Genomic DNA, 18,073 nt, shown 5'->3' with positions numbered 1-18,073 from the left:
AAAACCCCTTGAAATGAAATCACTACATTTTCTTCTCCTGCTAGCTATTACTGTTGTTCTCTTTGCTTGTAAAAGCGATAAAAAAGAACAAACTCCCGAAGTTATTTCTGTAGAAACAGCACCTAAGCAATCTACTTATGAATCGGAAAAAGGTGATGCCGAATTTAAAGATGAAAAGCTAGCGGCTGTATATGCCAACTATATTGAAGTAAAAACAGCTTTAGTGAATACTAATGGTAAGGCTGCTGCTGATGCGGCTTCAGGCCTTATGACTGCGTTTGCGAATATTGGTGTGGAGGAAAATGTACTAGCCGCAGCCCAAGCAATTAATGATACAGACGATACGGAAGTCCAACGAAAAGCCTTTGTAACGGTAACGGAAGGTGTTGAGTTATTACTTGAAGATGCGCTTGCTGAGGGTACTATCTACAAACAATATTGCCCAATGGCGTTTAATAATACGGGTGCCTATTGGTTGAGTAATAGTAAAGATATTATGAATCCATATTTTGGTGATAAGATGCTAAAATGTGGTCGTGTGGCCTCTGAGATAAAATAGTTTAACACTATTTTGATTCGGTAACCCATGATTTATCCTAATTTTGCTTTAATGAAACAGTACATTTCTATACTTTTATCCACTTTGTTGTTGCTTAGTAGCAGCGGTATCGCGTATGCAAAGCATTACTGTGGTGAGTTTGAAATGCTTTCTCAGATAACCTTAGGCGAAGAAAATCTTTCGTGTGGAATGGTTATGGAGGAAACCTCTTGTGATGATGAACAAACTGAAGAGCATAGTTGCTGCGACAATGAATATACGCAGGTTACTACCGACAACCATTTTGCTAAAGCCTCTTTTGACATACAATTTGACCAAAACTTTGTTGCTGCGTTCGTAGCGACCTTTGTTTTAAATATTCCAATCGCGGATACGATAACGAAAGATTTGTATTCCGTCTACGATCCACCACCTATTATAAGGGACATTCCTGTTCTTTATGAGACTTTCCTTATTTGATTTTAACCTTGCCCCGATTTTTATTGGGACTCTCTTATTTGATAGCATGTCAAGTATTTAAGGTATAACAAAATCAAATTTAATGACACATACATATTCAATTACCGGAATGACCTGTAACGGCTGTAAGGCTTCCGTAGAAAAATATTTAGGTAAAATAGAAGGCGTTTCAAATGTCTCTGTGGCACTCGATCAAGGAGAAGCAACAGTCACCATGAACCATCATATTGCCACCGAAACCCTAAAAAAGGCCCTGCCTGAAAAGTATTCCCTTTCAGAAAAAAAGCAAACAAATATTTTCGCTTCTGCGGAAATGGAACCTGAAAAAAGTAAACTCCAGCAGTTAAAACCGCTTTTCCTGATCCTGGGGTACATTGCTGCCGCTGCGATACTGCTGCATTATAAATCATGGAATACTACCGAAGCAATGCTCGATTTTATGGGCTTGTTCTTTATTGTTTTTAGCTTTTTTAAACTACTTGATCTAAAAGGTTTTTCAGGTAGTTTTCAAATGTATGATCCGCTGGCTAAAGCGGTACCTGTTTATAGTTGGATCTACTCCTTTCTTGAAGTTGCTTTGGGGTTAATGTTGCTCATGCGCTTTGAAGTAGCCGGGGCATTATTGATAACGATCCTCATTTTAGGAATCACAACAATTGGTGTAAGTAAAGTGCTGCTCAGCAAGCAAAAAATTCAGTGCGCCTGCTTAGGAACAGCCTTAAAACTACCAATGACACAAGCCACATTTATTGAAAATAGCTTGATGATCGTCATGGCTATTATAATGCTTTTTAAAATATATAGCGCATGAGGTTGATTCTATGTATATTTTTAGCTATTCCCTGCCTTCTAATAGCGCAGGAAGAAATTTCAGGAACCATATTGGAAGGAAATGATTCAGGAAAAGAAATTGGGTTATTTGGTGCAAATGTATATTGGCTAAACACCTCCATAGGTGCGGTTACCGATGATACAGGGTATTTTAGTCTGCCTTACGATCCTGCTTATAAAAAAATGGTCATTAGTTATGTTGGATTTACAAATGACACCCTTACCATTACAAAACCACGGGTTATTAAACACACTTTGAGGCCGAAAGGCGATCTCGATGAGGTGTTGATATCTACTAGAAAGAAAGCGTCATCCCGATCATATCTACATTCACAGAATGTGATCAATGTGAGTAGCGATGAATTGTTAAAAGCGGCCTGTTGTAACCTTGCCGAAAGCTTTGAGACCAATCCATCGATTGATGTGAATTTTCCAGATGCGATTACGGGTACACGGCAGATAAAAATGCTCGGACTCAAGAGTCCGAATATTTTGATCACCACTGAAAATATTCCTTCAGTTCGCGGTGCTGCTCAGGCGCAAGGGTTGAGTTTTATACCAGGGACCTGGGTGGAGAGTATTCAAATTACGAAAGGAGCAGGAAGCGTGTCAAATGGTTTTGAAAGTATAGCGGGCCAAATTAATGCCGAGCTTCAAAAACCCTCGGCAGACGATAAGCTTTTTGTAAATGCCTACGCAGCTATTGATGGGCGCTATGAATTAAATACGCATCTCAATACCAAAGTTAGTAATCGGTGGCATACAGGTTTGTATTTACACGGAAATACACGTACGCTTAAATCAGACAATAATGACGATGGTTTTTTAGATCTGCCCTTAGCAAAACAGATCAATGTGATGAATCGTTGGCAATACACAGATACAGAGAATGGCTTTGTAAGTTTTATTAATCTTCGGTTTATGACCGATGAAAAGCAAACAGGACAGCTAGATTTTGATCCAGATAGGGATAAATTGACCACAAATTTTTGGGGTAGCGAGATCAATACTACTCGTTATGATTTTTCCGCAAAGCTGGGTTGGGTAAATCCAGAAATTCCCTACCAAAGTATTGGTGTGCAAACTGCTTTTAGTAATCATGAACAAGAGTCGTATTTTGGACTAAAGGTCTACAATATTAACCATCAGAGTTTCTACGGAAATGCGATTTATAATACGATTATTAGCGATTCACGCCACAAAGTTAAGATAGGTCTAAGTACTACTTATGATCGCTATGAAGAATTGGTGCTCAACACAGAATTTAACCGCACTGAAAATTCGGTTGGAGGATTTTTTGAATATACCTATGATAATTTAGGTGATTTAAATCTAACTGCGGGAATTAGAGCAGATAATCATAATTTATTTGGCTTTTTTGTCACGCCTCGCTTGCATGTACGATATACACCTTGGGAACAAGGCGTTTTTCGCTTTTCGGTGGGTAGTGGACGTAGAAGTGCAAACATTTTTATTGAGAATCAACAACTATTTTCTAGCAACCGCATTATCAAAATTCTTGATGGAGGAGGAGATATTTATGGATTGGATCCAGAAAAAGCATGGAATTATGGAGTTTCTTATTTACAAGGATTTAATCTCTTTGGAAGAAAGGCAGACGTGACATTAGACTTCTACCGAACTGAGTTTGAAAATCAAGTCATTGTAGATTGGGGTAACTCGCGGGATGTTTTGTTTTATAACTTGAACGGCGAAAGTTTCGCCAACAGTTTTCAAGTAGAAGCAAGTATGGAATTATTTGATCGCACCGATATAAGACTCGCGTACAAATATTTTGATGTGCAGGCCACTTTTAACGGAGGTGCTGAAGATCGTGGAACCATTGAAAAAGCGCTAGTGCCCAAAAACAGGCTCTTTGCCAATATCGGTTGGGAGTCGAAACTCAATGAAAAAGGCGGGCATTGGAAAGTTGATGCAACCTATAATTGGTTAGATTCACAACGTTACCCGTTTACAGATAGAAGTCCGGAGGAGTTTCAATTACCAGAAAGAACACCTACTGTGGGGACCTTAAATTTTCAAGTGACCAAAGTATTTTCACCTCGTTTTGAATTATATTTGGGAGGAGAGAATGTGACCAATGTACAACAAGAGAAACCCATATTGAGTGCAGACGATCCGTTTGGCTTCAATTTTGATAGTACCTTTGTCTACGGACCCATTTTTGGAAGTAGTTATTATACCGGATTAAGATATAAATTACAGTAAATACATTTATTATGAAACAATTAGTTATGATCACCCTAGCGCTATTTCTTGGAACAGGATTATTTGCGCAAAACAAAAACGAAAAGGCTACCATTGAAGTTGATGGCGTATGTATGATGTGCAAGGAGCGTATTGAAAAGGCCTCCGTAAGAACCACAGGCGTTAAATCTGCTGTTTGGAATGTAAAAACACATGAGCTAAGTCTTATTTATGATGCACGTAAAACCGATCTAAAAACGATTCAGGAAAGTGTAGCTGCTGTTGGACATGATACGCAAGAAATAGTTGCTTCAGACGAGGCGTACGAGAGTGTTCACCCATGTTGTAAGTATCGGGATGAAGACGTCAAAGACGATCATAAGAATGAAAATTAATTAGTCTCATTTTAGTTAAATTTTAGCTAATGAAAGTATCACGGATTTACTTCTGTTGTACATTTATATCGTTATTAAATTTAACTACTATGGCAACAAAGTCAAACAGTAAACCTCAAGCAAAACAAGCTCCTAAACAGGCTCCTGCTAAGAAGGCAACTCCGACTGCTTCTAAGAAGAAGTAATTGGAATGACGATCTGTGAAGCACAGATCCTTTCAAAATTAAACTAAAAAGAACCATCTCCTTGTGAGGTGGTTTTTGTATTTTTAGGGTATGTTATTAAAACCGAAAATTTTACTATATATACTAACTGTAGCGGTGGTGATCGCGGCCATTGTTTGGGAATATTATATGCAAGAGTGGATGTCGTATCAACCCGATGGAGGAGCCGAAGTGATGCGAGTAGATCTATTTGTGATCTGGCCTGTTGTATTGACCCTGGTTAGTGTTTCGTTGTTTAAAATATTTAGTAAAAAAGACGAATAATGCGTTAGGGATTGAGGCAAGGTACCTTGTACCGCTGAAAGCCCGACACAGAGCGAGCCTTGGCGAGCATCTGGGTAACGCCCAAAAAAGAGGTAGCAAGCGTACAGACTGCCAATTTCTCTATTTCTATTTGACGATTTAATTTTATAAAAATAAAAAACCCCTGTCGCTAAACAGAGGTTTTTGTAATAAGAGATTACACTCTACAATTATCTGTGGCGATTCGCCATTACATCATTCCTGGCATACCACCGCCCATTGGAGGCATTGATGGCGTGTCTTCTTTGATGTCGACCAATGCACACTCGGTAGTAAGAATCATTCCTGCAACAGAAGCTGCGTTCTCTAAAGCAATACGTGTTACTTTTTTAGGATCAATAATCCCTGCTTTTAGCATATCAACATATTGCTCGCTTTTAGCATCATAACCGAAGTTTTTTGAGCCTTCCATTACTTTACTTACTACAACACTACCTTCGCCACCTGCATTTTCAACGATAGTTCGTAAGGGAGCTTCAATAGCTCTTGCAACGATCTGAATTCCTGTAGATTCGTCTAAGGTTTCTGTTGTAAGCTTCGCTAATACACTTTTAGCACGAACCAAAGCAACGCCACCACCAGCAACGATACCTTCTTCAACAGCCGCCCGGGTTGCGTGTAATGCATCATCAACACGATCTTTCTTTTCTTTCATTTCTACTTCGGAAGCAGCACCTACATAAAGTACGGCTACACCGCCAGCTAATTTCGCTAAGCGTTCTTGAAGTTTCTCTCTGTCATAATCGCTTGTTGTAGATTCGATCTGTGATTTGATCTGACCAATACGTGCTTTGATGTTTTTCTTATCTCCAGCGCCATTTACAATAGTTGTATTGTCTTTATCGATGGTAACATTTTCAGCAGAACCTAACATTTCTAAGGTTGCATTCTCAAGCGTAAAACCAAGTTCTTCGCTTATTACCGTACCACCCGTTAAGACTGCAATATCTTCAAGCATTGCTTTTCTACGGTCACCAAAACCAGGTGCTTTTACAGCAGCGATCTTTAATGATCCACGTAGTTTGTTTACAACTAGAGTTGCCAACGCTTCACCATCTACATCTTCGGCGATGATCAAAAGCGATTTTCCTTGCTGTGCAACCGGCTCTAATACGGGTAAAAGATCTTTCATTGAAGAGATCTTTTTGTCGTAGAGAAGGATCATTGGATTTTCAAGTTCGGTCTGCATTTTTTCGCTATCTGTTACGAAATACGGAGAAAGATATCCGCGGTCAAACTGCATTCCTTCTACAACGTCTACATAAGTTTCAGTTCCTTTGGCTTCTTCAACGGTGATAACACCTTCCTTACCAACTTTTCCGAAAGCCTTTGCTATTAGATCACCAATCACTTCGTCATTATTTGCTGAAATCGAAGCAATTTGTTTGATCATTTCGCTGGAGTTACCCACTTTGGTAGCTTGCTTTTCAAGATTTTTAACGATTGCATCAACAGCTTTGTCGATACCGCGTTTTAAATCCATTGGATTTGCACCAGCGGCAACGTTACGCAAACCTTCTTTTACAATTGCTTGCGCTAGTACGGTAGCTGTTGTTGTACCATCACCTGCAAGGTCATTGGTTTTTGAAGCTACTTCCTTTACCATTTGAGCACCCATGTTTTCTAATGGGTCTTCGAGTTCAATTTCTTTTGCTACGGTAACACCATCTTTAGTCACTTGTGGTGCACCGAAAGATTTACTAATAATTACGTTACGTCCCTTAGGACCTAATGTTACTTTTACTGCATTTGCTAATGCGTCTACACCGCGTTTGATCGCGTCACGTGCTTCTACATCAAATTTTATATCTTTTGCCATAATTTTTTGCTTATGCAAAAAGCTGTAAGCAATATGCTTTATGCTTTATGCGGATTATTTTAATTTTTGTTTTAAGGAATAAGTCTTTTGTTTGATCAGGTTGACCAGTGTATTTAATGTTTCAAAAGAATTATCATCTATATAATTTAAATCGCGAGAAAGAATAAGTAGATATTCTGTCTCATTGGCGGAGCCCAAAGCTATCGTTAAAAACCTACTAAATTCGGAGTCGCTATCTCTACCACAGCCTTCGCTAATATTGGTGGGGATAGAAACTGATGCGCGTCTTAGTTGTGAGACAATTCCATAAATTTCGGAATTTGGGAATGAATTAGAAATTTTATAAATATCTAGTGTAAGTTGGTGACTTAGTTTCCAAATATCATATTTTCTAAAATCTCTCATATTGGCATATAGCTTAGTGCCTATAGCTTAAAGCGCGATCAAATGATCGCTAGAATATCATCCTCGCGCATGATGAGGTAATCGTTGCCATCAAGCTTAAGTTCGCTACCTGAATATTTTCCGTAGAGCACTACATCACCAACTTTAACGGTCATGTCGTGATCTTTTTTTCCTTTTCCTACGGCAACTACCTTGCCTTGCTGTGGTTTTTCTTTAGCAGCGTCGGGGATAAAAAGACCAGAAGCTGTTTTTGTTTCTGCAGCTTGTGGCTCCACAACAACGCGGTCTGAAAGCGGTTGAATTTTTAATGCCATTATAAATTTCAATTTATAATTCCCTCAGAGGAGGGAATCTTGTTAAACTTAATTGTTAATTTGTCTAATGCTTACTAGGCAGAAAGTATGCCAATAGCGTTCTTACTGACATCTTAAAACAAAAAATGCCAGCTTGTCAGAAGCTGGCATTTTAAATATATTATAAAGTAGGTTTAATTTTCAACGTCACCTTCTTCGTTGCCCGTTGGCGTAGTAATTTCTTCTGTAGTTGTTGGCAGCGTTTCTGTACTAGGAAGTACATTTTCAACTGCGTTTTCATCTAATACTTTAGATTCGTTTATTGAGCCACTTCCCATTAGAGGAATATTTGATAATAAGATCAAAACTAAAAGAAGTGTTGCTAAAGTCCATGTACTTTTATCTAGGAAATCGGTCGTTTTCTGAACACCGCCCAATTGCTGTGTTCCACCACCACCAAAAGAAGAAGATAATCCGCCACCTTTTGGGTTTTGTACCATGATTACTACGACCAATAAAAAGGCCACGAAAATGATTAAAACGATAAATATTGTAAACGTGCTCATTACTCTGCTTGTATTAATTTTTTGATTGCCCGAATTCGGTCTGCAAAGAAACCACTTTTTTCGGGATTTTTCAAAATTAAAATTTTATATGCCTGAATGGCCTTTGTATAGTTTTTTTGCTGCACATATACCGTTGCTAGAGTTTCGGTCATTAGGGTGTCTGAGCCTTGGGTATAGGGAGCTGCTAAATTTTCTTGAGGTGCTCTTTGGTCCTTCGGAAGTACCTTGGGACGGTCTTGAATAAACTTTTCAATAAGAGCAAATTTACGGTCCCTTTCTTCTTGTGAACTGTCTTGCGTCTCTTTTTCTTCCTGATCGGCAGACATGTCTTCCGAAATAGCTTCGGAAGAAGCAGCGATCTCTTCTCGTTTAATAGGCTTAGCTTGTGTCAATTTGAGCCATTCACTAAAGGAGTGTGTGTCTTTTTGTGTAAACGGAATGGGTTTGTCAACAGCCAATGTTTCTTCTGGTGTCTTTTCAGAAGTAGCTTCCCAAATGGCCGCATTAATTTCTTCGGAAGAACGTTTTTCGTGAGTTGCGGCATTTTCAAGAATTTCTTCAACCGATTCGAGTTTACGTTCAAATAGCTTCGGATTTAAAATGGCTTCAGCTTTTTTAAGCTCGGCTTTTAACTGTCTGTCTATTTCGAGGCTGACTTCTTCAGAAACATCTTCAGAAACAACCTCAAGAGCTATTGTTGCAGCATCATGCTGCTTAATAAGTTGTGAAATTTCATTCTGTACAAAACGTTCCGAAGTAATATATTCAAATAAAATATCGCGATCGGTTGTATATGCCGCTGTCACCTTCAGGGCGTCATTGTATAAATAGCTATCTCTGTTGTGAAGGGCCTTTAACGCCAAGGCGCGCGCACTTTGAAAATACGGATATTTATTAACCACAGCTTTTAGATCTGATAGATCTGTGTCATTAATATTTTGTGGATTCGCTAAAAGCGATGTAAATTTCTCTGTATTCAAAATTACCAGTTGGCGAGTGATTTATTAAAGATGTCTTGTGTGATCCGCTCAAAAATTTCATCAACCGCATCGTCTAGTTGAGTCCCTGTTAGTTGTGATGTTCCTGGGAAATCTTTGTAAAAAGAGAACGGTTGTTCAAAGTCTTTGTCGGGATTCTTTGTATTGTAAAAACGCACTTTAACCGAAATAGTGAGTCGGTTTTGAGCGGCTGTGTTGCTTGCAGTTGCGGTAATTGGCGCCGTATAATATTCTGTGATCTCACCTTCATAGACCAGATCACCGTTGCTATTTACAAGATCTAAATTGGTTTGATTCAACAAAAGATCTTGTAATTCTTGTGTTAGTTGCCGTGAAATGCCAGGTTCAACAATAGGCGCATTATTCTGAAATAGGCTAACCTGAAAGGTTTTGGTCGTTGAATAATCAATATCGGCTCCTGTAAAGGAGTATACGCCACAACTTTGAAGCGTAGCCATAAAAATAAGGATAAGGAAATGTTTAAAAAATCTCATACGACTTGCCTTAGAGAGGGCCAAATTACAAATTATATTGTTTAATCTTTCGGTAGAGGGTTCTTTCTGAGATCCCTAATTCATCTGCGGCATCCTTGCGTTTACCGTGATATTTCTCGAGTGATTTTTTAATTAGCTCAAGCTCTTTTTCTTGCAGCGATAAGTTTTCTTCCTCTTCAATTTCTTCAGCAAAATCATAATTGCTTTGTTTGGCTTCGGAAGGTGTGTCATGTACTTGAAGTAATTCTACTTCACTTGTTGGTAGATTCTCGTCTTCTTCCACGATCGCGGCTAACTCGGCTTCATGGTCGGTTTTACGGGAATTAATTTTATTGATGAGTGTCGAATTTTCTTCACGAACCTTATTGGCGTTACCATTGTTCATAAGTTCCATGGTCAATTTTTTTAAGTCGTTGACATCACGTTGCATATCAAAGAGCACTTTGTAAAGGATCTCTCTTTCTGTACTGAAATCGCCTTCTTGTTTCTTTTGTCCTACTAAAGCAGGTAGGTTGCTCCCCATATTTGGCAAATAATGCTTAAGTGTCGCGTAGCTAATGTTGCGTTCTGTTTCAAGCACTGAGATTTGTTCAGCTACGTTGCGCAATTGTCTAATGTTTCCGCTCCAGCGATATTGCAAAAGTAGGCTCACCGCATCGTCATCGAGGCGAACAGTAGGCATTTTGTACTTCTGAGCAAAGTCGGCTGCAAACTTTCGGAACAACAAATGAATGTCTTCACTACGTTCACGAAGTGGTGGAAGATTGATGTCAACCGTACTTAGGCGATAATATAGGTCTTCTCTGAATTTACCTTTTTCAATGGCTTCAACCATTTTTACATTGGTTGCAGCTACGATGCGTACATCGGTTTTTTGAATTTTGGAAGAGCCCACTTTCATGAATTCGCCATTTTCCAAGACGCGAAGCAGTCTTACTTGAGTGGGAAGAGGCAATTCACCCACTTCATCCAAAAAGATGGTTCCCCCATCGGCTACTTCAAAATAACCGCTTCTGGTGGCTGTTGCGCCTGTAAAAGAGCCTTTTTCGTGACCAAAGAGTTCACTGTCTATGGTGCCTTCAGGGATGGCACCACAGTTTACTGCAATATATTTCCCGTGTTTGCGGTGTGATAATGCGTGAATGATCTTCGGAATGCTTTCTTTTCCTACACCACTTTCTCCAGTAACGAGTACTGAAATATCTGTGGGTGCCACTTGAATTGCTTTTTCTACTGCACGATTCAGTTTGGGGTCGTTTCCAATAATTCCAAATCGCTGTTTTGTTGCTTGTACACTTTCCATAAATAGCTCCTGCCAAGCAGAAATCTTAGTTTTTAGTAATATTCGTAGGTTAATTTAAGCGTGAAATCACCATTTACAATTTCTCCGCTAATTGGATAGCCGAGGTCGTTATATTGGTATGTTATGATGTCATCAACACTTGAACCTTCATATGAAGTAAAGTTATTTTTAGAATAAAAGTAATTTAGATTGGGGTGAAATTTATTCAAGCCAACTTGGCCAATAGAAATGAGCTGTTCGTAACTATTATTCAATACGGGATATAATGGGTTTATTTTGTCATCGTACCTATAAATGGTTTCTCCGATATTTGAATTAATTGTTCTTTGTAGTTTAATCAAATTTCCATTTTCATAGAAATAATCATTTCTGATAAAACCAATTAGATCAGCAGGTATAATATCTTCTTGAACTAGAAGGTTATCGGGGCCAAATTTATAGGTATATTTTTGCTCGATAGATGTATTTACATAAAAAACTGCTTGGATGCTATCTTGATAATGGGTTAAATGATAGGTATATTCTTCTTGATCATTCTCGTCATATCGAATCATTTCTATGAGTTCGTTTGATGTGTTGTATTCAGTTTCTATATGGGTAAACATATCAGTTTGATCAGCTATAACATATAGCCAATCGTTGCTTAAGAACAGCCCTTGATCGTTGTACGAAATATCTTGGATAAATTTACCAGGTTCAGATTCACGAGAATTATGTATTTGGCTAATCTTAGCATCTTCGTCAAAAAAGAATGTAGTGTGCTCAGGAAAACCATTTCCAGGCCCATAATTTGACAAAGTAAAACTTTTGATCTTCAACTCGGCAATTTGTTCTTCTTGCTGCGTGCCGTTATCATCATTTGAACAACTTGCCAAAAAACTGAAAGCGAATAGGAGTAAAATAGCTTTTTTCATAATGGTTAATTTTAGTAAGATTAAGATACTAATTTTTTTACAATTAATGATCTTTCGAGCGTCCTATTGCTTCGCCAATCAAAGTTGCACTTGTACAGCTGTGTATTTTTACATTGACAAAATCGCCTGGTTTATAGTGTTCCTTCGGAAATACGACCACAATACTTTGCTCGTTCCTTCCGCTCCATTGACTTTCATCTTTTTTAGAGGTCTTTTCAATAAGCACTTCGGTCGTTTTTCCAATAAACTCATTGGTTCTAAAAGCGCTATGTGCTCTTTGAGCATCCACTATTTCTGTGAGTCTACGTTTTTTAGTTGCTTCTGGAATATCGTCTTCAAATTTGCGGGCAGCCATCGTTCCTGGACGTTCAGAGTATTTGTACATATAGCCAAACACAAATTTTACAGCTTCCATGAGCTTTAGTGTATCTTGATGATCTTCTTCGGTTTCACTTGGGAATCCTACAATGATGTCCTGTGAGATACTGCAACCCGGAAGGATCTCCCACATACGCTTTACTAGTGCGAGATATTCGGCAGCCGTATGTTGGCGGTTCATTTCCTTTAACATGCGGTCACTTCCACTTTGAAATGGTAAGTGAACGTGGTTACAAATATTGGTGTACTTCGCCATGATATGAAATACATCTTCGGTCATATCCTGCGGATTTGAAGTTGAAAACCGAATCCGCATTTTTGGCTGTGCTTCTGCAACCATACTAAGAAGTTGCGCGAAATTAGTTGCCGTGGCTCGTTCCATTTCCGAAGCATTCTTAAAATCTTTTTTGAGTCCGCCGCCATACCATAAATAACTATCTACATTTTGGCCCAACAAAGTGATCTCTTTATATCCTTTTGAAGCAAGATCTTGTATTTCCTGAAGGATACTTTGTGGATCCCTACTGCGTTCGCGACCTCTGGTAAAGGGTACCACGCAAAAGGTGCACATATTGTCGCAGCCACGTGTAATACTCACTAAAGCATTGATACCGTTAGTATCTAGACGCACAGGAGAAATATCACCATAGGTTTCTTCCTTAGAAAGGATCACATTAACTGCATCACGACCCGATTTAACTTCCTGCAATAAATTTGGAAGGTCTTTATAAGCATCTGGGCCTACCACCATATCGACGATCTTCTCTTCGTCTAGAAATTTTTCTTTAAGACGCTCGGCCATGCAGCCCAAGACGCCCACTTTCATTTTAGGGTTAATGCGTTTTACCGCATTGTATTTTTCGAGTCTTTTTCGAACCGTTTGTTCGGCTTTGTCGCGAATAGAGCAGGTGTTGACCAAAACCAGATCGGCATCTTCTAAGTTCGGCGTAGTATCATATCCTTCATTTGCCAGAATAGAGGCAACAATTTCGCTGTCGCTAAAATTCATTGCACAACCGTAGCTCTCAATATAGAGCTTACGTGTGTTGCCAACTTTTGAAGTGAGTTCAAGAGCTTCTCCTTGTTTGCTTTCGTCAATGATCTTTTCCATAGGAAGGTCTAAAAATAGAAGGTTTTGCTAGGTTCAATAATAAAGCCAGCGAATAATTCTGGGGTGTAAAGGTACAAATTTGTTTACATTTATGACAAAGTGGCAGATTTCTTTTTCTTACCTTCGTTTCGCTAATTTATAAAGTGTTTATTATGGAGCATCCCATTTTTCAGAAAATAGAAAGATCAAAAAAAGTAGATTTTGGAGATGTTCTTACGCGATGTGTTGAATTGTACAAAAAAGTTTGGCAACAGGGCGCGGCACATGTGCTTATCACGGCGATCGCTGCAATACCCTTGATAGGATTGATCTATGGGCCATTTATTTACTACACCTTTCAGCAGGAGAAAGCGCGTAATGCCTATTATATGAGTGATTATTCTGCAGAATACGTTAGCGGAGCTCCATCAATTCTTAGCATTGTAATATTGGCTGTGTTCATTATGATAGCCGCGTTTCTATTACAGGTGGTTTCGGCTGGTGTTTCTGCACATTTTTATAAGGTATGTCGTGCGATGGATCTGGAGACTGGGGAGGACACCAAAGATTATTTTGAGTTTTTTAGAGGAAAGCAATTGAAACGATTACTTTTATTGGGATTGGTATCCTCGGGGATAGCATTTTTGGCACTTTTACTCTGTTATTTGCCTATTTTTTATGCGTTAGTTCCTTTACAATTAATGGTTCCCATCTTTGCTTTTAATAAAGATATGACGGTTTCTGAAATAGTAAAGGCAGCTTTTAAACTGGGAAATAAACACTGGATCTATGTTTTTGGATTTTATATAATAGCTTCCAACGTAGCGCAATTAGGAGTTATTTTATGCTTTGTAGGGGTCATTTTTACGGCCTGTATTGTTTACCTTCCTGTATACTATTTTTATAAAAGTACAATTGGTTTTGAGGGTATTTCAGAAAATAATAATGAAGCACAAGCACTGTCACAGTAGGCTATCTTTGGTGTTAAGGGAACCCTAATTTACAAGTCATAAAGTGGTTTATAAAAAAAATCACATACTTTTGTACCCCAAACAAAAAGAATATGGCGAAGAATTTAGTGATAGTGGAGTCCCCTGCGAAAGCAAAAACCATCGAAAAGTTTTTAGGAAAAGATTTTAAGGTGGCTTCGAGCTTTGGACACATTGCCGATCTGCCCTCCAAGGAATTGGGAGTAGATGTGGAAGGTGACTTTACACCTAAATATATAATCTCAAGTGATAAAAAGAGTCTGGTCGCAGATCTAAAGAGACAAGCGAAAAAAGCCGAGATGGTTTGGTTAGCAAGTGATGAGGATCGAGAGGGAGAGGCCATTGCATGGCATTTAGCTGAAACTTTAGACCTAAAAGATCAAAATACCAAGCGTATTGTCTTTCACGAGATTACCAAGAGTGCCATCCTTAAGGCCATTGAAAACCCAAGAAAAATTGATTATAATTTAGTTAATGCGCAACAAGCGCGTCGTATTTTAGATCGTTTGGTGGGTTATGAGCTTTCTCCGGTATTGTGGCGAAAGGTTAAAGGGGGCTTAAGTGCCGGTCGTGTACAATCGGTTGCGGTTCGACTAATTGTGGAGCGCGAACGTGAGATCGAAGCGTTTACAGCTGTAGCTTCATATCGTGTAGATGCCGAGTTTACTACGGCAGAAGGAAATACATTTAAAGCAAAACTTCCGAAGAACTTTGAAACCGAAAAGCAAGCACGCGCTTTTCTTCAGAAAAACATAGGAGCTACTTATACGATCTCAGATCTTACAAAGAAACCAGCGAAAAAATCACCCGCAGCACCATTTACTACTTCTACGCTTCAGCAAGAAGCATCTCGAAAATTATATTTTTCGGTAGGAAAAACCATGACCATCGCACAACGTTTGTATGAGGCAGGTTTGATTACCTATATGAGAACCGATAGTGTGAACTTGTCGAATGACGCAAAGGCCGCTGCGAAAAAAGAAATTGAAAAAAGTTACGGAAAAGAATACAGTAAGACACGTGATTATAAAGGCAAATCGAAAGGTGCTCAAGAAGCTCACGAAGCCATTCGTCCAACCGAAATGTCGAGACATGCAATTACGGGCGACAGTGATCAGGCACGATTGTATGATCTAATCTGGAAACGTACTCTAGCTTCCCAAATGAGTGATGCTCAGTTGGAACGAACAAATGTAAAAATTGGAATTACTGCTTCGGAAACGGTGAAGGAACAGTTTACTGCTAACGGTGAAATGATCAAGTTTGACGGATTCTTAAAAGTCTATCTTGAAGGAACCGATTTCGAAGAAGAGGAACAAGAAGGGATGTTGCCTAAATTAACCGAAGGTGACAATTTAGGAACAAATTATATTACAGCTACAGAGCGATTTACCCGCCCGCCATACCGTTTTACAGAAGCCTCTTTAGTAAAACAATTGGAAGAATTGGGTATTGGTAGACCATCTACTTATGCGCCTACTATTTCGACTATAATCAATAGAAATTATGTGGAAAAAGGTACCGTTGAAGGTGCCGAGCGAAGTTATCTACAACTCACTTTAGAGTCTAGTTCGGTGGCCGATAAAACGTTAACCGAGACGGTGGGAAGTGATAAAGGAAAATTGGTGCCAACCGATATTGGGATGATCGTAAATGATTTTCTTGTGGAGCACTTTGGGACAATTCTCGACTATCATTTTACTGCCAAGGTGGAAGAAGATTTTGATGAGATCGCCGAAGGTCGAGAAGACTGGAAGAAGATGTTAAAAGATTTCTACGGAAAATTTCATCCTAGAGTTGAAGATGTGCAAGAGAATGCAGAACGTGAAAGTGGCGAACGAATTTTAGGAGAAGATCCGGAGACCGGACGCACAGTGCTAGTCCGTTTGGGTAAATTTGGTCCCATGGCGCAAATTGGTGCTCCAGACGATGAAGAAAAGAAATTTGCCAGCCTGCGCCCAGATCAGCAATTACACTTAGTGACCTTTGAAGAGGTTATGGATTTATTTAAACTTCCGAAGACATTAGGAATTTATGAAGGGGAAGAAGTTGATGTCAACAACGGACGATTTGGTCCTTATGTTCGCTTCGGAAAAACATTTGTTTCGCTTCCAAAAGGTATGGATCCACTGGAAGTAGATATGGCTTTTGCCAAAGAATTGATCGAAGAGAAGAAAAAGGCCGATGCGCCTATTTATATGTATGAAGACCTACCAGTTCAAAAAGGAACGGGTCGGTTTGGTCCTTTTATTAAATGGAACAATATGTTCATCAATGTGAACAAGAAATATGATTTTGACGATTTATCGGAAGCTGATATTATTGAGTTGATAGAAACAAAGAAGCAAAAAGAGATCGATAAGTTAATTCACAACTGGGAAGATGCTGGTATTCGTTTGGAGAAGGCACGTTGGGGACGTTTTAATCTAATAAAAGGAAAAACCAAGATCGAGTTACCAAAGACTACGGAAGCGGTTAAGATGACCTTAGAAGAGGCCGAGGCTATATTTGAAAAGAAAAAGCCTAAGAAAAAACCGGCAAAGAAAAAAGTTGCCAAAAAGAAGCCTGCAGCTAAAAAGTAATTATTTTTGGGTAAGGTAGGGTCAAATCATTTAATCATTTGTTCATTCAATCATCATTCATTAATTCCTCATGATAGAATTTCTTTCCCCGGTATCGAAACAACTTGTTGCTCACCGCGAAATCTTACCAGCGGGTGTTCTTGGAAAGCAGATCGAGCTGCATAGGGAACAGGGCGACTTACCTAATTTAAAAGAGGTAAAGTTTGCTATTGTTGGGGTGAAAGAGAACAGAAACGATGTAAACTACATAGGAAGCGATATAAACTTTGATGCAATCAGAAAAGCATTTTATGCTTTGTATCCTGGAAATTGGAAGCATGAAATAGTTGATTTGGGCGATATAGAAAAGGGGGCTACGGTTGATGATTCGTATTTTGCTTTAAAGACTGTATGTTCAGCATTGCTGAAGAAAAATATTATTCCGTTAATTTTAGGAGGTTGTCAGGATCTGGTCTTTGCTCAGTATCGAGGTTATGATCAGCTCAGTAAAATGCTGAATATGGTCAATGTAGACACCAATTTTGACATAGGCGACGCAGAGCGGGCGGTTAACAACAAGTCTTATGTAGGTAAAATGATTGTTGACAAACCCTATAACTTATTCAATTATAGCACCCTCGGCTATCAGTCCTATTTTAATCCGCCAGGAGAAATTTCCCTAATGGAAAAGTTGTTCTTTGATGCTTTTCGATTGGGTGAGGTTACCGCAGATGTGACTGTTGTAGAGCCCATTATGCGAGATGCAGATATTGTAACCATGGATGTTACGGCAATAAAAAGTTCAGAATTAAGTTATAGGAACAGTGCGAGTCCCAACGGATTTGATGGAAGAGAAATATGTGCTATTTCAAGATATGCGGGTATAAGTAATAAAGTAAGCTCTTTCGGAATCTATGAATTGAAAAATTATGACGAGGCTGCAAGTGCGGCTATGTTAATTGCTCAGGTGCTTTGGTATTTTGTAGAAGGTGTTAATTTTCGGGTGGAAGATGATGATTTTAAGAACGAAAAAGACTATACCACCTACAAAGTCCCAGTTGATGATACAATATTAGTATTTAAGAAGAGCAATAAGACGGGGCGATGGTGGATAGAATTACCATTTATTTCAAATGTTAATAATAAATTAAAAAGTAGAACGTTATTACCTTGCACTTATGGCGAATATTTGGGTGCAACAAATCAGGAAATTCCTGAAAGGTGGCTTAAAGCCCGCCGAAAGAATGAAGTATAACCGAACAAACTAAGATTAACGAGCGTTCA

18 protein-coding genes are annotated in these 18,073 nt (G+C 38.9%); 9 read left to right on the top strand and 9 right to left on the bottom strand.

What is annotated here, in order from left to right; all coding sequences use genetic code 11:
• The first annotated feature begins 13 nt into the window (after positions 1 to 13).
• The 6 genes from ACY2RU_RS03015 to ACY2RU_RS02990 all read left to right on the top strand — a co-directional run bounded on the left by ACY2RU_RS03015 (position 14) and on the right by ACY2RU_RS02990 (position 4,940).
• Positions 14 to 559: a DUF3347 domain-containing protein gene (locus tag ACY2RU_RS03015; RefSeq protein WP_490136922.1), complete on the top strand. Its 546-nt coding sequence runs from the start codon at positions 14 to 16 to the stop codon at positions 557 to 559.
• A 51-nt stretch (positions 560 to 610) separates the two neighbouring features.
• Positions 611 to 1,018, top strand: coding sequence for an HYC_CC_PP family protein (locus tag ACY2RU_RS03010; RefSeq protein WP_490136921.1), 408 nt, complete (start codon positions 611 to 613; stop codon positions 1,016 to 1,018).
• A gap of 82 nt (positions 1,019 to 1,100) precedes the next feature.
• Positions 1,101 to 1,829 (top strand): heavy-metal-associated domain-containing protein, encoded by a 729-nt coding sequence (locus ACY2RU_RS03005; protein WP_490136920.1) that lies wholly within the window; start codon positions 1,101 to 1,103, stop codon positions 1,827 to 1,829.
• Positions 1,826 to 4,078, top strand: coding sequence for a TonB-dependent receptor (locus ACY2RU_RS03000; protein WP_490136919.1), 2,253 nt, complete (start codon positions 1,826 to 1,828; stop codon positions 4,076 to 4,078). The genes ACY2RU_RS03005 and ACY2RU_RS03000 overlap by 4 nt, the downstream gene beginning before the upstream one ends.
• Positions 4,079 to 4,089: 11 nt before the next feature.
• A complete protein-coding gene (locus ACY2RU_RS02995) occupies positions 4,090 to 4,452 on the top strand; it encodes a heavy-metal-associated domain-containing protein (RefSeq protein WP_490136918.1) in 363 nt (120 codons plus the stop codon).
• Between the two features lie 275 nt (positions 4,453 to 4,727).
• Positions 4,728 to 4,940: a hypothetical protein gene (locus ACY2RU_RS02990; protein ID WP_490136917.1), complete on the top strand. Its 213-nt coding sequence runs from the start codon at positions 4,728 to 4,730 to the stop codon at positions 4,938 to 4,940.
• Between the two features lie 229 nt (positions 4,941 to 5,169).
• On the opposite strand, the gene groL is transcribed toward ACY2RU_RS02990, so the two are convergent.
• The 9 genes from groL to miaB form a co-directional block, all read right to left on the bottom strand.
• Positions 5,170 to 6,798, bottom strand: coding sequence for a chaperonin GroEL (gene groL, locus ACY2RU_RS02985; RefSeq protein WP_490136916.1), 1,629 nt, complete (start codon positions 6,796 to 6,798; stop codon positions 5,170 to 5,172).
• Positions 6,799 to 6,852: 54 nt separating this feature from the next.
• A complete protein-coding gene (locus ACY2RU_RS02980) occupies positions 6,853 to 7,203 on the bottom strand; it encodes a four helix bundle protein (RefSeq protein ID WP_490136915.1) in 351 nt (116 codons plus the stop codon).
• A 38-nt stretch (positions 7,204 to 7,241) separates the two neighbouring features.
• Complete coding sequence (locus ACY2RU_RS02975; protein ID WP_490136914.1) at positions 7,242 to 7,517, bottom strand: co-chaperone GroES; 276 nt, start codon at positions 7,515 to 7,517, stop codon at positions 7,242 to 7,244.
• A 173-nt stretch (positions 7,518 to 7,690) separates the two neighbouring features.
• Positions 7,691 to 8,062 carry a preprotein translocase subunit SecG gene (gene secG / locus ACY2RU_RS02970; RefSeq protein ID WP_490136913.1) on the bottom strand — a complete coding sequence of 124 codons (372 nt, stop codon included), beginning with the start codon at positions 8,060 to 8,062 and terminating at the stop codon, positions 7,691 to 7,693.
• Positions 8,062 to 9,042: a DUF8458 domain-containing protein gene (locus ACY2RU_RS02965; protein ID WP_490136912.1), complete on the bottom strand. Its 981-nt coding sequence runs from the start codon at positions 9,040 to 9,042 to the stop codon at positions 8,062 to 8,064. The genes secG and ACY2RU_RS02965 overlap by 1 nt, the downstream gene beginning before the upstream one ends.
• Positions 9,043 to 9,044: 2 nt before the next feature.
• Positions 9,045 to 9,554 carry an LptE family protein gene (locus tag ACY2RU_RS02960; protein ID WP_490136911.1) on the bottom strand — a complete coding sequence of 170 codons (510 nt, stop codon included), beginning with the start codon at positions 9,552 to 9,554 and terminating at the stop codon, positions 9,045 to 9,047.
• A 25-nt stretch (positions 9,555 to 9,579) separates the two neighbouring features.
• Positions 9,580 to 10,857 carry a sigma-54 interaction domain-containing protein gene (locus ACY2RU_RS02955; protein ID WP_490136910.1) on the bottom strand — a complete coding sequence of 426 codons (1,278 nt, stop codon included), beginning with the start codon at positions 10,855 to 10,857 and terminating at the stop codon, positions 9,580 to 9,582.
• A gap of 32 nt (positions 10,858 to 10,889) precedes the next feature.
• Positions 10,890 to 11,771, bottom strand: a complete 882-nt coding sequence (locus ACY2RU_RS02950; protein ID WP_490136909.1) for a hypothetical protein — start codon at positions 11,769 to 11,771, stop codon at positions 10,890 to 10,892.
• 43 nt (positions 11,772 to 11,814) lie between these two features.
• On the bottom strand, positions 11,815 to 13,260 hold the full coding sequence (miaB, locus tag ACY2RU_RS02945) for a tRNA (N6-isopentenyl adenosine(37)-C2)-methylthiotransferase MiaB (RefSeq protein ID WP_490136908.1): 1,446 nt from the start codon (positions 13,258 to 13,260) through the stop codon (positions 11,815 to 11,817).
• Positions 13,261 to 13,412: 152 nt separating this feature from the next.
• On the opposite strand from miaB, the gene ACY2RU_RS02940 reads away from it, so the two are divergent.
• From ACY2RU_RS02940 to ACY2RU_RS02930, 3 genes are all read left to right on the top strand, one after another.
• The gene (locus ACY2RU_RS02940) at positions 13,413 to 14,210 is read left to right on the top strand and encodes a hypothetical protein (RefSeq protein WP_490136907.1); all 798 of its coding nucleotides are present in this window, start codon (positions 13,413 to 13,415) and stop codon (positions 14,208 to 14,210) included.
• Positions 14,211 to 14,302: 92 nt separating this feature from the next.
• Positions 14,303 to 16,810, top strand: coding sequence for a type I DNA topoisomerase (gene topA / locus ACY2RU_RS02935; RefSeq protein ID WP_490136906.1), 2,508 nt, complete (start codon positions 14,303 to 14,305; stop codon positions 16,808 to 16,810).
• Between the two features lie 70 nt (positions 16,811 to 16,880).
• Positions 16,881 to 18,044, top strand: a complete 1,164-nt coding sequence (locus ACY2RU_RS02930; protein ID WP_490136905.1) for a formimidoylglutamase — start codon at positions 16,881 to 16,883, stop codon at positions 18,042 to 18,044.
• Positions 18,045 to 18,073 lie beyond the last annotated feature (29 nt).

This window comes from Ulvibacter sp. 2305UL32-6 (genome assembly GCF_058148545.1).
This window is presented reverse-complemented; position numbering and strand designations above follow the sequence as displayed.

Bases quoted from the DNA above. Each gene is read 5' to 3' on its own strand.
- ACY2RU_RS03015 (WP_490136922.1), top strand. From the start codon at position 14: ATGAAATCACTACATTTTCTTCTCCTGCTAGCTATTACTGTTGTTCTC.
- ACY2RU_RS03010 (WP_490136921.1), top strand. From the start codon at position 611: ATGAAACAGTACATTTCTATACTTTTATCCACTTTGTTGTTGCTTAGT.
- ACY2RU_RS03005 (WP_490136920.1), top strand. From the start codon at position 1,101: ATGACACATACATATTCAATTACCGGAATGACCTGTAACGGCTGTAAG.
- ACY2RU_RS03000 (WP_490136919.1), top strand. From the start codon at position 1,826: ATGAGGTTGATTCTATGTATATTTTTAGCTATTCCCTGCCTTCTAATA.
- ACY2RU_RS02995 (WP_490136918.1), top strand. From the start codon at position 4,090: ATGAAACAATTAGTTATGATCACCCTAGCGCTATTTCTTGGAACAGGA.
- ACY2RU_RS02990 (WP_490136917.1), top strand. From the start codon at position 4,728: ATGTTATTAAAACCGAAAATTTTACTATATATACTAACTGTAGCGGTG.
- groL (WP_490136916.1), bottom strand. From the start codon at position 6,798: ATGGCAAAAGATATAAAATTTGATGTAGAAGCACGTGACGCGATCAAA.
- ACY2RU_RS02980 (WP_490136915.1), bottom strand. From the start codon at position 7,203: ATGAGAGATTTTAGAAAATATGATATTTGGAAACTAAGTCACCAACTT.
- ACY2RU_RS02975 (WP_490136914.1), bottom strand. From the start codon at position 7,517: ATGGCATTAAAAATTCAACCGCTTTCAGACCGCGTTGTTGTGGAGCCA.
- secG (WP_490136913.1), bottom strand. From the start codon at position 8,062: ATGAGCACGTTTACAATATTTATCGTTTTAATCATTTTCGTGGCCTTT.
- ACY2RU_RS02960 (WP_490136911.1), bottom strand. From the start codon at position 9,554: ATGAGATTTTTTAAACATTTCCTTATCCTTATTTTTATGGCTACGCTT.
- ACY2RU_RS02955 (WP_490136910.1), bottom strand. From the start codon at position 10,857: ATGGAAAGTGTACAAGCAACAAAACAGCGATTTGGAATTATTGGAAAC.
- ACY2RU_RS02950 (WP_490136909.1), bottom strand. From the start codon at position 11,771: ATGAAAAAAGCTATTTTACTCCTATTCGCTTTCAGTTTTTTGGCAAGT.
- miaB (WP_490136908.1), bottom strand. From the start codon at position 13,260: ATGGAAAAGATCATTGACGAAAGCAAACAAGGAGAAGCTCTTGAACTC.
- ACY2RU_RS02940 (WP_490136907.1), top strand. From the start codon at position 13,413: ATGGAGCATCCCATTTTTCAGAAAATAGAAAGATCAAAAAAAGTAGAT.
- topA (WP_490136906.1), top strand. From the start codon at position 14,303: ATGGCGAAGAATTTAGTGATAGTGGAGTCCCCTGCGAAAGCAAAAACC.
- ACY2RU_RS02930 (WP_490136905.1), top strand. From the start codon at position 16,881: ATGATAGAATTTCTTTCCCCGGTATCGAAACAACTTGTTGCTCACCGC.